At 56.3% G+C, this 14,027-nt stretch carries 8 protein-coding genes and 2 pseudogenes; 6 read left to right on the top strand and 4 right to left on the bottom strand.

Going from position 1 to position 14,027, the window contains the following annotated elements; all coding sequences use genetic code 11:
* The first annotated feature begins 14 nt into the window (after positions 1–14).
* Positions 15–2,381 (top strand): KAP family P-loop NTPase fold protein, encoded by a 2,367-nt coding sequence (locus F758_RS0114005; RefSeq protein WP_024508447.1) that lies wholly within the window; start codon positions 15–17, stop codon positions 2,379–2,381.
* A gap of 79 nt (positions 2,382–2,460) precedes the next feature.
* Here F758_RS0114005 and F758_RS0114000 read toward each other — a convergent pair whose 3' ends face one another.
* Positions 2,461–4,251, bottom strand: coding sequence for an alpha/beta fold hydrolase (locus F758_RS0114000; RefSeq protein ID WP_024508446.1), 1,791 nt, complete (start codon positions 4,249–4,251; stop codon positions 2,461–2,463).
* A gap of 325 nt (positions 4,252–4,576) precedes the next feature.
* Between F758_RS0114000 and F758_RS0113995 the strand changes: the two genes are divergently transcribed.
* A complete protein-coding gene (locus tag F758_RS0113995) occupies positions 4,577–4,942 on the top strand; it encodes a hypothetical protein (protein ID WP_024508445.1) in 366 nt (121 codons plus the stop codon).
* A 647-nt stretch (positions 4,943–5,589) separates the two neighbouring features.
* On the opposite strand, the gene F758_RS0113990 is transcribed toward F758_RS0113995, so the two are convergent.
* On the bottom strand, positions 5,590–6,786 hold the full coding sequence (locus F758_RS0113990) for a hypothetical protein (RefSeq protein WP_157450001.1): 1,197 nt from the start codon (positions 6,784–6,786) through the stop codon (positions 5,590–5,592).
* A gap of 612 nt (positions 6,787–7,398) precedes the next feature.
* Between F758_RS0113990 and F758_RS0113985 the strand changes: the two genes are divergently transcribed.
* Entirely contained in the window at positions 7,399–9,372 is a 1,974-nt protein-coding gene (locus F758_RS0113985; protein WP_084305355.1) for an esterase/lipase family protein, read from the top strand.
* A 329-nt stretch (positions 9,373–9,701) separates the two neighbouring features.
* Here F758_RS0113985 and F758_RS0113980 read toward each other — a convergent pair whose 3' ends face one another.
* A complete protein-coding gene (locus F758_RS0113980; protein ID WP_198026492.1) occupies positions 9,702–10,265 on the bottom strand; it encodes a hypothetical protein in 564 nt (187 codons plus the stop codon).
* On the opposite strand from F758_RS0113980, the pseudogene F758_RS43895 reads away from it, so the two are divergent.
* The 3 genes and pseudogenes from F758_RS43895 to F758_RS51835 form a co-directional block, all read left to right on the top strand.
* A pseudogene (locus F758_RS43895) lies at positions 10,207–10,413 on the top strand (transposase domain-containing protein); the annotation flags it as partial. The gene F758_RS0113980 and the pseudogene F758_RS43895 sit on opposite strands and share 59 nt — an antisense overlap.
* A 2-nt stretch (positions 10,414–10,415) precedes the next feature.
* On the top strand, positions 10,416–10,658 hold the full coding sequence (locus F758_RS0113970) for a hypothetical protein (protein ID WP_024508441.1): 243 nt from the start codon (positions 10,416–10,418) through the stop codon (positions 10,656–10,658).
* 237 nt (positions 10,659–10,895) lie between these two features.
* Positions 10,896–11,024, top strand: a pseudogene (locus tag F758_RS51835) (8-amino-7-oxononanoate synthase); the annotation flags it as partial.
* A 34-nt stretch (positions 11,025–11,058) separates the two neighbouring features.
* Here F758_RS51835 and F758_RS0113960 read toward each other — a convergent pair.
* On the bottom strand, positions 11,059–13,998 hold the full coding sequence (locus tag F758_RS0113960; protein ID WP_024508439.1) for an EAL domain-containing protein: 2,940 nt from the start codon (positions 13,996–13,998) through the stop codon (positions 11,059–11,061).
* Between the last annotated feature and the right edge of the window lie 29 nt (positions 13,999–14,027).

The following is a 14,027-nucleotide window of genomic DNA, read 5'->3' as shown; positions in this document are numbered from 1 at the left end:
GAATCTCTTGAGAAATGATGCGGCTAATCGAAGGTCTCAAGACGGCTTGGCGAAACTGGTGGTGCACTGAGGTTCAGTCGCTTCGAGAGGGCGCTTTCTCCGCGGATGCTCCGATCACCAGCGCATCAGAGGACCTTCTCGGTAGGGGTGACTTCGCACGGGCTCTCGCGCGCGTTCTGTATCGTCACCGCGGTAGCGAAAGCCTGGTGGTCGCACTCCGCGGGGAGTGGGGTTCGGGGAAGACGTCTATCAAGAATCTTGTCGTCGAGGCGCTTACGCCCCCAGGTTCGACCAAGATGCAAGTCGTAACGTTCAATCCCTGGCAATGGGGGACCGACGACGCCATCACTCGTGCATTCTTCCGCGAAATTGCGGTGGCGCTCGGCGACGCTGAACAATCTGCTTTTGCTCGCCGACGAGCGCATGAGTTTCGTCGGTACGCCAAGACCCTGGAAACTCTCTCGGGTGGGTTGAAGAACGCAGGTGCGCGAGCCTCGAGCGCCGCGGCATGGCTTAGCGGCATCGGGTTTTTCATTGCCGGTAGTGTCGTTTGGCTCGAACCGTCGGCAAAAATGCTCGCAACGGCTATACTTGTCATCGCCGGTGCTGTTCTGATCCTCAGCAGGATCATTGGATTTTTGGGGAGAGATCGGGAGGACGATCGACCACTGGACGTTGCTCGCTTTGACCTGGAGCAGCGACTGAAAGAAATGCCACGAAATATTCTCGTGGTTATCGACGATATGGATCGGTTGGAAGACGAGCAGATCCGGACTGTCATCAGGCACGTCAAGGCAAACGCTAACTTCCCGGGATTGACCTATTTACTTCTCTACCAACGTAATGTTCTGGAGAGTGCGTTCGGCGGGGGCGAGGACGGCAGGCAGTATCTCGAAAAGATCGTGCAGGCGGCCTTCGATGTTCCAGTAGTTGAGGGTGAGCGCATCGGCAGGATCGTGCTTGCTGAGTTGGAGAAAATTACTCAGCCGCTACCCAGCGATGGAAAGTTCGATCAAAAGCGTTGGGGCAATATCTGGGTCGGTGGACTCCGGCACTTTTTCAAAAATCTGCGCGATGCGAAACGTTTCATCGGTGGAGTTGAAGTGCAGTTTTTGCTCCACAGCGGCAAGCGCGTACTTGAGACGAATATCATCGACACGGCGGCGCTTGAAGTGCTTCGCCTGTTCGAGCCAGACGTCTACGCTGCCATCAGCCGAAGCCGGGCCCTCATTACGAGTACGACGCGCGAAAGAAGAGAGGCCGATAAGGAGCGGATCAAGGCAACCATCGCGGCAGCCAGACCGGAATACAAGGAAGCAGTCCAGTATGTCGTTTCACAGCTCTTTCCGATCGTGGGTTGGGCTTTTGGAGGCTCTTGGTATGGGAGCGATTGGGAGGAGGGTTGGTCGTCCGAGCGTCGCATATGCTCACCGCGATATTTCGATCGGTATTTTTCGCTCCGGCTGCCGGACGGACAAATATCGGACTCGGAATTTATGGATTTTCTCGAACAATCCGCTGACCGTGAGCGTCTTAGTCAATCCTTTGCAGATTTTGAGAAAAGAAACCTCCTTCCGGAGTTATTGGAGCGGCTCGATGAGGCCGCCGTTGCTCGAAAATTGCCGCCAGATTCCGCTGAGACTTTTCTGCCGGCACTTTTCGACATCTCCGAGACCCTTCCCGATCAAATGGGGTTCGGAAAAATGCCGTTCATCAACGCATGGCGCACCGCTTCTTGGTATTTGAGAAGCGAGGACGATGCCGCAAAACGCGGCGCGGCCTTCCTCAAGGCTCTGAGAAGCTCCGATTCGTTGGCGGTGCCGGCGACGCTGATCGGCCTGGATATGGATCGGAAGGAGAAAGGTGAGACCGATTTGATGTTCGCCGCCGACCTAGCCGAGGCGAAAAAAGTCTGGGTCGAGAAATTTCGAGCGGCTTTGGCGCGAGATCCCGAGGACATGCTCAGCAATAAGCACTTGGTCAACTTTCTCTATCGATGGCGTGAGTTCGAGGGAGCTGAGGGCCCTCGGGCTTGGGTGGCTTGCGTCGCGACGAATCCGGAATCGCTCGGGAAACTGCTGATTGCCTTTCTCTTCGAGGGGCAGTCGCACGCCCTTGGCGATTACGTGACGAGCAAGGTTCTCACCTTCCAATGGAACGCAATCGAGCCCCTGATCGATCTTCCTGTCTTCACGGAGGCGGTTAAGAAGTTCGCACCCATGCCTGGAACCCCTGAATTTGAGGCGCGGGAGCGCTTCTTAAAGGCGGCCGCCGCTTCTGAGGCTGCGAGGGCGAAAACAGCAGCGTCAGACGAGGCCGATGTGCAGGAAACTGGAGAGGACAGCACCGAGGTCAGATTTGTCGATGAGACAGATTCGTAGACACGCCCTTCCTCGTCTCTCCGAAAATTCCTGTTTTCGAGAAGCTCCGAAAAGCCGGCCGGCGAAATCATTTCTGACATTATTCGGCACTTAGAAGGAAGCTGCTTAGTATCCTAACGGCCAGATCATCGCCAGGTGCTGGCTTTACGATGTCGATGTGCCCCTTACCGGTGATAGTTTCAATGTCCGGATTGCCCCAAAAGGCAATTGCGCTCAATCGGTCAACGATCGCGTCCTGCGTTCCCACCACATATTTGGTTCGGACCCGTTTTTGTACCCTGAACCGCACCCAGTCCTCGTTCAAGATCTCAAGTACATCGGCCTCCTTGCAAAGCTGTTTCAGATGGTTGTGATTCCAGGACAATTGCTCTCCTAACGATGCCAGCGCCGCACCGTTGTTCGGGACAGAGAATAACGCCAGACCGGCCACTCGAAGCGGCTTATTGTCCTTAATCTCATTTACCAAATACTGTCGTGCAATGAGACCGCCTAGACTGTGGCCAACGAGATAGACCTTACGGTAGGGCGATTTCTTTGAATGCCGAATTTCTGTATCTAAGCCGCTCGCGAGCTCTTGGAGTTTTGGCATCCGAGAACCGAAAGGCAATCTGACGAGTGATGTAGGATAAGAATAGAAATCTATCTCGAAGCGCTTCGCAATCGCTGGATCGTTTAGGAGGAGTTCGGGGAAACGCTCCCACGTCGTTTTTGATTTTCCTCCCAATCCATGAATGAAGAAAATCAGATCTTTCAAATTGCTCTCGGCGGCGGGCGGCTTGTTTGCGAGACGTCGGCGCTTGGTCTCCTCTGTAAGCTTCAGGAAATCCTCTGGCGAAAAATACGGTCGCAAGACCTCTATATCGTACTTTATGTGGCCGAGAAGGGCGTTAATGAGCTCATCGCTTTTCGTATGAGATATGTTGAGTTCCTTGTACACTCGACCGGGATTGCGCACCGCATCGACGTAATCGCTTATGCTCCATTTTTCGATGGTTTTTGTTCTGTGGTGTGAATTCGTGAGCTTCGCGAACGAGGGGTCGTTCTTGAGGATATCCTCCACGCAATCCAGGACAGCGTTTGCTGTCAAAAAAGAGTTGTTTGACATAGCCCCATCAATCGTATCTCGCTCAAACTCAGCGGGTGACGCTGTTGAATGAAACAATGCAAAGCCGTTGAGCTCTTTCAGCAATGATGATCCCGAAACGAGAACCGTTTTGAGGGAGGCATCAGGCCGTCTCGCATGCTCACCTATCTGGAGCGCAATAAAGTTGGGTAGCGTCAGCGGGAAAACGAGCACCTGAAGTTCATTTTCTTTTGCCCATCTAAGCACCTCATGTATTGACGAATTGGACGATAAGCCGAGACGAAAAATGCGGTCTTCGCCGTCTTGGTCAAATTGGAGTTTGTAGATCGAAAGATCGAACCTTCGGTCCCCCTCTGTCGTGACGAAACCAGTTCGAGGCAAATCTGCCTTTCGCGGAGTTGTCTTCTTTGATATCGCTCGCAAGATCACGTCATGGAGCTCTTGAATAGTGAAATGAGACTCTATGATCGGAAGGCTCGCCAACTCAGGAACGGATGGCCGAGAGTAGGGGCTACATGTGTGATACACCAGCGTCGGGATGCCGCGACGAACCATTTGCTCTGCGGTAGTAAGAACTTCTTTCTCTGGGTTTCGATCGCTAAGAACAAGCACTGCTAAATCCAGTGTGGCATCCTTGATAGCGCTCGACATATCATTTGGATCATCGTTAGAGCCGATTACTGTGCATTCAAGATCTTCAAGCATGGATTCTATGGTGAAGCGAGTGAAATGGTCACCGGCCACGAGAATTCGACGCCCGGCCAGTTGCGAGGTATCAGAACGCATAGTGTCCTTCCAAACTTCGAACTGAGAATTTGTTGGCGCTAACCACAATAATTCCGATCCGTCGCTCGTGGCTAGGCCCCATGGCACAGGGTTGCTTAAAGATACGGGGGACCGTTGCTTCGGCCTGCCTAGGCTACGTATGGCTCCAGTACCGGCAGGCTCGGGGGACTGGCCGCAGCTCCCTGGGCGGCGAGCCGAACGCGGCGGCATGTCCTGACGCTGGACAATTTTACGGACCCGCGGGATTCTTGAACTGCAGCCCCTACGCGCCGGAAATCTGGCCCGAGAGCACGAGGCATGTGAATGCCACATCTTTCAGTTCTACATGCAAGGCGCCATGGATTGGGGTCTGAATATTCAGCTGAAGTCGGTCCCGAATCCAGCCTACACGGCCGAAGCCGTAAAGCAGGCGAAAGCGGCCGGGAAAGACCCGCCGGCCAAGACGATCTCACAGGCGCAGTTCTGTTTCGATCCGGCGTTTGCACGGCGAGATCTGGTCGGCATTGTTCAGAATCTTCCCGATCGCTGTGGCGCGGCTGCGCTGCAGAAGAAGGGGACGACCGTAAACGAGCAAAACCTGACCGTGATTTTCAAGAATCGCAACCGCCAGTCTGTCGGCCAGACCTTCACCATCATCATGCACGCCATTTTCCGCGTTTTCCTATTTCGGACATATCCTTCGTGCCTATGAAACGAGCCCCGCAAGCCTTTATTGGCCTGATCGCAGCATAGGGTCTGGCGATGCCCGGGACTTCGAGATACTCGCCGTCACGCGGGCGCCGACGGTATCGTGTTTTGCCAGCACGCACTTGAACGCTGACCTCTAATGCGTCCCCTCCGACGCGGGCGACACGACCAAGCAGGTCTTTTCAATGCTGTCTCAACTGGTCGCATTGAGCACGACAATTGGCTCGTTGCCGACGACACTCGAAGTCAGGCTTCAATAAAACTGTCGTACCTTTGCGCGTCCACCAGTGCGGACTGGGCTTTCGTAAACCGAGCCGGAGTCCGTCTCGGCCTTGCGGCTTCAATCTGATCGGGTCGCCCGAGCAGTGGCGGTGAATACAGGTTTTCCATAATGGGTACTGACTATGGCGGGCCGGCTCCCAACTGGACCGATCTTGCGACCGGCAAGCTCGAATGCGGGGGCCCCGGTCCTGCAACAGCGCCACTGCTACCGCGCGGTTCACACTGCTCTGTCCGCAGGCGATTCCCGGGCTGGACCCGACGCCGGCTCTAACTAACAGGCGCTATCGCTTATCTGATTGAAAGGCGCCAGGCCGATGGTCGTAACCGGGAATAAGACAAGCTGGAGATCAACTCTCACGCATAACGTGCTTACGGTCGTTTGGGCTGAAGCTCTGCAAGCGCAGCCATCAGTGCGTTCTGAAGTTGGGTGGAGCTTATCCTGACGGGGTCCTCCGCTCGTACGTCCTTCTTCACCAATTCCGCGACCGGCATGGTCAATGGCAACATCGAATTGGTGCTGTGCCAGCTCCTGATCCATTGCTCCGGCCAGTTGCCCCATGAATTGAGCTGGCCAAGGCCGTCAATATTGCCCATGATCTGGTTGTAGTCAGCGTCCGTCTCCTCCTGGATCACGCAGCCGAAGGTGGTGATGTGCAGTTCTTGCGTGCGCTCCGGCGGTAGGCTGCGGACGGCATTCTGAATGCAGAGGGCGCCCTTGCTATGGCCATAGAGACGCTCAATCCGGTCCGCGTGTTGCAGGATATCATGGAGGATATCGCTTTCGGGGCTGCCGCTGCGGAAGGCCTCATCGCCAACTGCGGTGGAAGACAAATGTCGCCCGATTTTGGCCAATTGCGGCAACGTAGTTGCAAGAAATTGTCCGGATACGCGCCGTACGAAGTCATGCACGCCAAAACCAAACCAGCCGCCGAGCGCCTGCGGGATGATATCCGCAAGTCCGTAGCCCGGCACAATCGCCGCCACCGGCTGGTGAAGCGACTCCGAGATATTCCAGGCGAAGGCGGCAGAGCCGAGCGCCGAACTGCCGACGCCGGTCACGCCGATGATCCTGACCTCTCTCGACTTTCCGCCCCGGCTCGGCTCGAACGACAAGCCGCTTTCCAAAAACCTGGCGACACTGTCGTATGCCTGCACGAAGGGAGCGTGGTGAGCGTCAATCACCAGAATTGCACCTTCCGGATTGGTGAGCGCACCCAGGTTGATGAATTTGGCCGCGGCTTGTGCGGCAGCCAGACTATCATGCGCGGACGCTGAAAGCGGGTCGTCTGTTGTCGTGACCGTAATGCCGCGGGTTAAAAGACGCAGTCCCAATAGCCCTACATCGTAGAACAGCGCGTCAGCGAGGGTATTGGTCTGGCGCAACGCCCCCAGCACCGGCTGAATCACGGCTCGGGGCACGTCAAATTCGGTAAGTCCGGATGGTGAAGCTGCCTCTGAAAGACTCCACTTTTGCGGGTCCAACGCCGATTGCACCCACCTGAAATAATCAAAATCGAAATGGGGCAGCGGGCGCGACGGCAAAGCCGTAATATCAGTTTCGGGCATCACACTCTCCTGCATGCAAGTTCCCGGCACTCGAGAGGTGGTATAAATCCATTGCACGAGGTTCAATTGCATCAACCCGTCGTGATGTTCGATGGTGTCGCGCAGGAAGCATCCGCTACCGTTGCGTGTAGACGCTGGAAGACGAATTGTAGACGCTCGATGTAAAGCGCTGGAATGGCTTCGTAGCGATTTCGACCGCGCTCGCCGAAAGCCGCCCTGGCTCTATGAGCTGCGCTCACCAAGTCTGCGCCTAGGCCCATACGGGCGACGATCCTTCGCGCAAGGCATAAGGAATGCTTCGCCCGGGGCATTTGGTTTCGCCGGCGGGCATCGCAGGCGCCATCAAGGGGCGTGGGCAACTACCGGAATACTGGCCTGTCCTATGCGTACCAGACTAGGTTTCCAGCGCCCGGAAAGCACTTTCGAGAATCTCCCGATGCATTGGGAACGGAAGCCTCCGAAGCTATCATCTTTCTTTCCGCCCGAGACTTACGGCAGGTTCGTTTCTGGTGTAGGAACAGGGAGCCGCAGCCTAGACGAGAGCGGTATCCCTAGTCGATCGTTTTTCGGCCCATCCGTGATTGCCGCGCAGCTAGTTCATGGGGCAGAGCGATGAGTGATTACACCCAGTTCGGACGTGTACTCGGGGTGCTGTCGTTCCTATTGATCTTCCTTGCCGCGACTTGTGCATCAGCCCGGACGCCAGTGCTCCAGGTCAACGCTCCATTGGCGTCCAAACGTCAGCGTGCGATTAGCTCGCTGCCGCCAGCACAACAGGCCATCTTGAACTCAGCCCTCGATAAGACCGCCCCTAGATTCATCTTTATCCCGGGCATTCTAGGCTCCCGGCTATCCAGGAATATAGGCGGCCAGGACGTTCCTTTCTGGGGGACGCTTACAATCGGGGACCTTCGCGCGGATAATCCCGCCTTCAAGTACACTGAGGGAGAGACCGTCACGGCGCAGGTTTTGGACAAATTCTACGGGCCCCTCGGGATAAATATGGATGTCTACGGGAAGGCCTATGTGGAGCTGCAGAAAATTTGGTCACCCGAGAGCGTGCTGCGGTTTCCCTATGACTGGCGGCAGTCAAATGTACTCAGCGCGCGGGATTTTTCGCGCTGGCTCTGCAGGGAAGATGTCCGCAACGTCGTGAAGAACCGGCCCATCATATTCCTTGCCCACAGCATGGGTGGCCTGATCCTGAAATATTGGCTTGAGCATAGCTACGACAGCGATCATTGCGCCGGGGATACGACCAAATTTTCGAGCTGGATGCCGATCCGAAAGATCGTGTTTGCGGCTACGCCGAACTACGGCGCCCCCAAGGCCGTGTTGTCCTTCTCGCAGGGACAAACCCTCTATGTCGATCCGGCCAACGACAGTTCGATTTGGCAGGCGTTGATGAAGAAGATCGACATGAATACGGTTTCGTACAATCTCAATATCTATGGCATTCGATATCCGAGCGCCTATCAGTTGCTTCCCATCGTCAATACGACGAAAGATTGTCTCGAGAGACCCGGGTGGGAGACTGATCTCGACTTCCGCACGGAGCAGGATCTCAAATGGAACATCGATCTCTTCGATGCGAAGCAGTGGAAATTGCTGGGTTGGCCGGTGCAGCTAACCGACCAGCAGCGCGACGACTTCATCGCAAACGAGTTGCCATCCCTGCTCGGCCAAGCAAAGAAATTCCTCTGCGATGTAGCAAACTATGACGTGGACAAGGCCTTCGAGGGCCGCGTGGTGCACTTCTACGGGTTTGATCAGAGCACCGTCTGCAAGATCCTGTTCAAGCCGCCAGATTACAAAGGCAAAGACGTCGATGATCCTCCTTGCCCTGGAGACGGAACGGTTCCCAGATGGATTGCCGCTGACATCTATCATCTGCAAGCTGGACAACTTACCGATAGCGCGCCTCACGCGGGCCAGATGGGAGCCAAGGAGTTTTCACTCTTCCTGGATCAGCTCCATAACGAAATATACGCGGACATCGCCGAGAAAGCTGGCGAACATGAGGGGGGTATCGAGGCAGTAGCCAATCTGTTCGGTCAGCTTCGCTACCTACCGCCTTCATTGCCTCAACTGTCGGCGCAGGATACCACGGCAATCCGCAAGGTCGCCGACCTCGTTGTCAGTCAGTTGGGGCTATCGCCGAAAGACGACATCTTGCGTTTCGCCGCCGACAGGAACCAGGATCCTAGCAAGCGCGCCAACCTGATGCTGGTTTACGCCAATCTTTCTGATGTAACCGACAGGCAACGGGCCTGGGCTCTCAACAACGCCGCGCATATCAATCTTGGCAGCCAATCCTTCTCCCAGTCGTTCGAGTTATCGAAGCGAGCGCTCGATGATGCGGACGCGGTAGTCGCTTCGAACCCGAAGCTTGGGAATGAAATGAAAGACCTGAAGTCAAAGGCGGCACTCACGGCTGCCATCGCCTCGGCGCGGCTCGGAAAGGAGGCGGCAGCCAATCAACTTAAAGAGGTGGCGATTGAAAACGGCAGCAAGAAAGCGCTCAACTTGGATATTCCTTCGGAGCTGGAGATAACGAATCTTCCGGGTATGTCGGGTGCACGCTAAGCCCTTGTTTGTTGTTCCGTGCTTGCTCGCGGGGCGCGGCGCGCTGCAACAAATGCGTTAGTGGCGTTTTTCGGAAGATGGGGCAGTCGCGGTATCAACGAGATTTGGACGTCTGCAAGATCTTGAGACGCTGAGCCCTACGGTCTCGCGGCGCTCAATCTGGGGTCTCAGGTTTCTGACGAGCCGTATTGGCCCCTACGACTAATCGCGCGATCAACGCCGACGCGTTCAATTTAAGCACATAGCGCACGCCGCTTCGCCACGATTGATGTCAGCTAGTTCGCAACAGGCCAACCTCCTCGTAGTACAAGTTTGTAGCCGGCCAACTCTTAGATGTTTTTTGTCGCCTCTTTCAAGTTCTTTTGCCTAAAGGGGGCCGGCAGGAAGCTGTCGTTCTCAAAGTATCGCCGGCGAAACTTGAGCAAAGCGATCAGAAGCTCATTGTCGACATTGAAGTATTGAACATCGCGATAACACAAGCGGTCGCGGAGTTGGTGGCTTTTGTTATCGCAGTGCTGACAGTCCTGGATCGTGATCAGGCCTGTAAGTCGGCCTTCGGATTGAAGTCGTCGAAGCTCCGAGCGTAGATCGTCCAGCTCATCTTGGCGCGACATACTTTCTTCCACCTTGGCTTGTTCCTCGGCAGAACGGACATGGCGCGCATTAACGGCTTTTGTCGCGTTGAAGTCGCGGCTCTCGTCGAGCAATTCTTGAGCAATCGCATTATACAGATCGTCAGTCGACTGAAGTATCATCCCAAGTCTGTCCGTCAAATCGGAGATACGCACACCGCAGATAAATCCCTCTGCAGCGCCATGCAGTCCATTGACGTAGATGTTCGCCGGTTCTGATCGTGGCGCGGAGCGGGCTGCCGTGATGGACACGCTCATCATGACGGCGCGTCTCAACGACATCGACCCGAAAGCCTGGCTTGCCGACGTTCTTGCGCGCATCGCCGACATCCCACAGAGCCGCCTGGACGAGTTGTTGCCCTGGAACTGGACGCCTCCTGCGTCGCCACCCTCCACCCAGGCGGCGTAGCCATGCACGTCAACAAAGTTCATGCCGTCTTCACCATCGATCGCGTCGCCAAGGACCTCGGAGAGGACGAAGACTGGCTCTGGGATGTTGCAAACGGAATGGAAACCGAGGACGGCATCATCTGGGTTTACGGCATAGGTGAAGACGGCGTCATGGCGTTCACCGACTTCGGCATCGAAAACCTGATGGAGCTCATCAGGATACACAAGGAAGACCCCGAACTCCTCAAGCGGTGGAATCCGTAATCCATTGTCCGCGGATTAGCTCGGATGGATACAACAAAAGGAGAGATCGGTGAGACACTTCGTTTTCGGCGATTTCGTCATCCGAGCGATCGCGGCCGCGGTAGAATACTTGCGGAACCTCGGCGAAACCTCGCATGCGCGAGATGGTTGCTGCAGTGATACCCTCTTCGAGGAATTCGGACAAAGATTGATGACCGTGTGGTCGTCAGTGCCGACGGGCAGGGCGGCGATCATGGTCTGCCGCAACGGGGTGATTTGCTTCGCCTCGACTTCCTCGTGCACGCGAGTATTCATGAAGGCGCACGCGCGAGCCGGTCCGAATTTCGGATAAGCGCCCATAACGACCAGTCAGTCGAAAATGCGATTTGGTTGGCAGCAATACCGGTTTTCAGGTTCCTTGCTACTCGGCAATTGCCAAGTCATCTCTCTTGAGCCCATTTCTCAACGCCAAGAGCACTCCTGGCACCTCAGTGGCGGGGACTGGGCGGCTGATCAAGAAGCCTTGCGCCTCATTGCAGCCCTCCGCGCCCAGTTGGTTGAACTGTTCAATGGTCTCGACGCCCTCCGCTGTCGTCGTCATGCCAAGGTTCTTGCCGAGGCTGATCACGCTCCGGATGATCAACTTCGATCCACTGCTTGCCGTCGCGTCGCGGACGAACGACCGATCGATCTTGAGCTTGTCAAATGGAAAGCTGCGTAGATAGCTTAGCGAGGAATAGCCGGTGCCAAAATCGTCCAACGCTATACGCAGCCCCTGCTGCTTCAGCTTATGCAGAATAGCAAGCGTCTCCGCGCTGTTCGACAGGAGGACAGATTCGGTAATCTCGAGTTCGAGCCGATGCGCGGGCAGTTGTGATGCAGCAATGGCATGTTCGATGGTGTTGACAAAGTCCGGCTCACGAAACTGAGCCCCGGACACATTGACCGCAAGCTTGATCTCGTCCGGCCAGGTTGCGGCCTGCTCGCACGCGCGAGCAAGAACCCATTTTCCGAGGGGATTGATGAGACCGATTTCCTCGGCGATCGGGATGAACTGGTCGGGCGGCACGAAGCCTCTGTTCGGGTGGTGCCAGCGCAACAAAGCCTCGAAGCCGCAGATGCGGTCTAGACGCAAATCATAGAGCGGCTGATAGTACAGCGCGAATTCGCCGTTGTTCATAGCCTGCCGAAGGTCGAGCTCGAGGGTGCGGCGCTTTTGCAAGTACTCGTCCATCGCGGGCTCAAAAAGCCGCCAGGTTCCCTTGCCATCCGTCTTCGCCCGGTACAACGCGACGTCCGCGTTCTTCAGAAGCTTCTCACCGCTCGTGCCGTCGCCCGGCGCAATCGAAATTCCAATGCTGCACCCAACGACCACGCGATGCCCGCTTAATTCATAGGGTGCCCCCACACATTCCACGATGCGGCGAGCGAGTTGCTCGGCTCCTTCCGCGTTGTCGACGTCAGATTGTATGATCGAAAATTCGTCGCCACCCAGGCGAGCAACCATATCGACCTCTCGGACGCAGGCAGTTAATCGGTCGGCGACCGCGCAGAGGAGCTCATCGCCGATCGGGTGGCCTAAGGTGTCGTTGACCTGCTTGAAGCCGTCGAGATCGAGGCAGAAGAGCGCAAAACCAGCGCCCCGGCCAGCCTGCGCGATTGCCTGTTCAATCCGCTCAGCCAACAGTAATCGATTTGGTAGCCTGGTGAGAGCATCATGCCGAGCCATGAACGCGATTTGAGATTGAGCTTTCTGTTGTTCGGTCACATCTTCGCTGGTGATAAGCCAGCCGCCGTCGGATGTCGGACGTTGAGCAACGGCGATAATGCGTCCGTCGCTGAGGTGCTGCAAATAGTTGCCGGTGCCCTTGTCGCCCAAAAGCCTTGCGCGCTCCGCCAGTAAATCGGCTACGGCCTGATTGCCGTGGTTCCCGGCGGCAACGCTGAGACTGAGAACGGCATCGAAAGACATGCCAGGTTGAACAAGTTCGGGCGAAATATTGAAGATCTCGCAGAAGCGGCGGTTCACCACCTGCAGCCGCGCCTCGCTGTCGAAAAGGCAAAGTCCCTGCGACATATGTGTGAGCGCCGCATCGAGCTTCAGATTCGTCGCATGCAATTCAGCTTCCTGCCGCTTTGACGCGCTAATGTCGCTGCAGACGACGACCCCGCCACCTTCCTGCGTCGGGCTTCGGCTGACACGCAACCAGCGCCCGTCTGGAAGCCGGGCTTCGCTTGCGCATCCCTCGCTGTCACCACCGGAGATCCGGTTCGTTATTCCGGCCAATGAGCTCGCGCGCGCGGCCTCGGACGAGGAAGGCGAATGCAAGAGCTGCGGGTAAGCGCGGATGAACTCACTGGCGCGCGAGTTAGCCAGGGCGATTTGACCGTCGGCATCCAGCAGAACGACGCCTTCACGGGAGTGTTCGAACGCATCGGAAAGCCGCGCCTGCGCGGACTGCCGTTGCGCGATCTCGCGCTCAACCATCGTCTTGATGTTGTCACGCATTGTTCCCATCGCGGCGAGGAGAGTGCCGAGTTCATCGCTGCCGCCCTCCGGAATGTTTGTGTTCAAATCACCATTAGCGATACTCCTTGCCGCTTCCGATGCGATCGCGACAGGACCAATAATACGCCGCGCCAATAACCACGAGAAAAGGCCAGACAGCAGAAGGGCGACTGTCAGGCCTGTCAGGTTGAGCTGCACGTCCCGCTTGATCGTGGCGAGCGCCTGCTGGCGGAATAGAAAGCCATCGCCCGCCGTATAGTTGACCAGCAACTCGATCTGCTGGTTCACGATTTCGGAATACCGACCAACGTTGCCGGTCGATGAATTCGAAGTGTTCGTTTCGTACGAAGTTGCTTCCGCGAGCGCTTCGGGCGCACGACGCTGAAGCGCCATCCAGGCGTTCGCTGCTTGTTGAACGTTGGCCGCTGCTTTTGCAGATCGTACGGATTGGGATCGCTCGGCCGCTATCGCCAGATCTTCCGAGAGCGTTTTCGCCCACCTCTCGATTTCGTTGTCGAGACTAGCGCGCGCGACCGGGTCTCTTGTCATGAGCCGTCGCGATGACGCCACGCGCATGGCGGCAAAATCCGCGCCGGCCGCGCGTGCATAGTTGATCGACATCAGCGATTCATCGAAAGTTCTGGCAACCAATAGCCCCGCGTGGCGAATTCCGAGCGTCGCATAGGCTCCGAGAGCCGCCGCAATCGCGCTCATCGCAAGACAGAAGATCAGAATTTGTGTACGTATCGTACGTTGAGTCAGGACATAGCGTGAAAAGCGGCCGCTCACGCCTCGAAACGTCGCAAGGGCCGTCCTGTTCAGACTGACAAGGCAATTGACGAGAAGGCGCATGTCCACGTTTTCCGCTTGAATATGTCTTG

This window comes from Bradyrhizobium sp. ARR65 (assembly GCF_000472385.1).
GTDB lineage: Bacteria > Pseudomonadota > Alphaproteobacteria > Rhizobiales > Xanthobacteraceae > Bradyrhizobium.
Note: the sequence above shows the minus strand (reverse complement) of the source record. Positions and strands in the feature narration are given on the sequence as shown.

Bases quoted from the DNA above. Each gene is read 5' to 3' on its own strand.
- F758_RS0113995 (WP_024508445.1), top strand. From the start codon at position 4,577: ATGCAAGGCGCCATGGATTGGGGTCTGAATATTCAGCTGAAGTCGGTC.
- F758_RS0113985 (WP_084305355.1), top strand. From the start codon at position 7,399: ATGAGTGATTACACCCAGTTCGGACGTGTACTCGGGGTGCTGTCGTTC.
- F758_RS0114000 (WP_024508446.1), bottom strand. From the start codon at position 4,251: ATGCGTTCTGATACCTCGCAACTGGCCGGGCGTCGAATTCTCGTGGCC.
- F758_RS0113970 (WP_024508441.1), top strand. From the start codon at position 10,416: ATGCACGTCAACAAAGTTCATGCCGTCTTCACCATCGATCGCGTCGCC.
- F758_RS0113980 (WP_198026492.1), bottom strand. From the start codon at position 10,265: ATGATGAGCGTGTCCATCACGGCAGCCCGCTCCGCGCCACGATCAGAA.
- F758_RS0113990 (WP_157450001.1), bottom strand. From the start codon at position 6,786: ATGCCCGAAACTGATATTACGGCTTTGCCGTCGCGCCCGCTGCCCCAT.
- F758_RS0113960 (WP_024508439.1), bottom strand. From the start codon at position 13,998: ATGCGCCTTCTCGTCAATTGCCTTGTCAGTCTGAACAGGACGGCCCTT.
- F758_RS0114005 (WP_024508447.1), top strand. From the start codon at position 15: ATGATGCGGCTAATCGAAGGTCTCAAGACGGCTTGGCGAAACTGGTGG.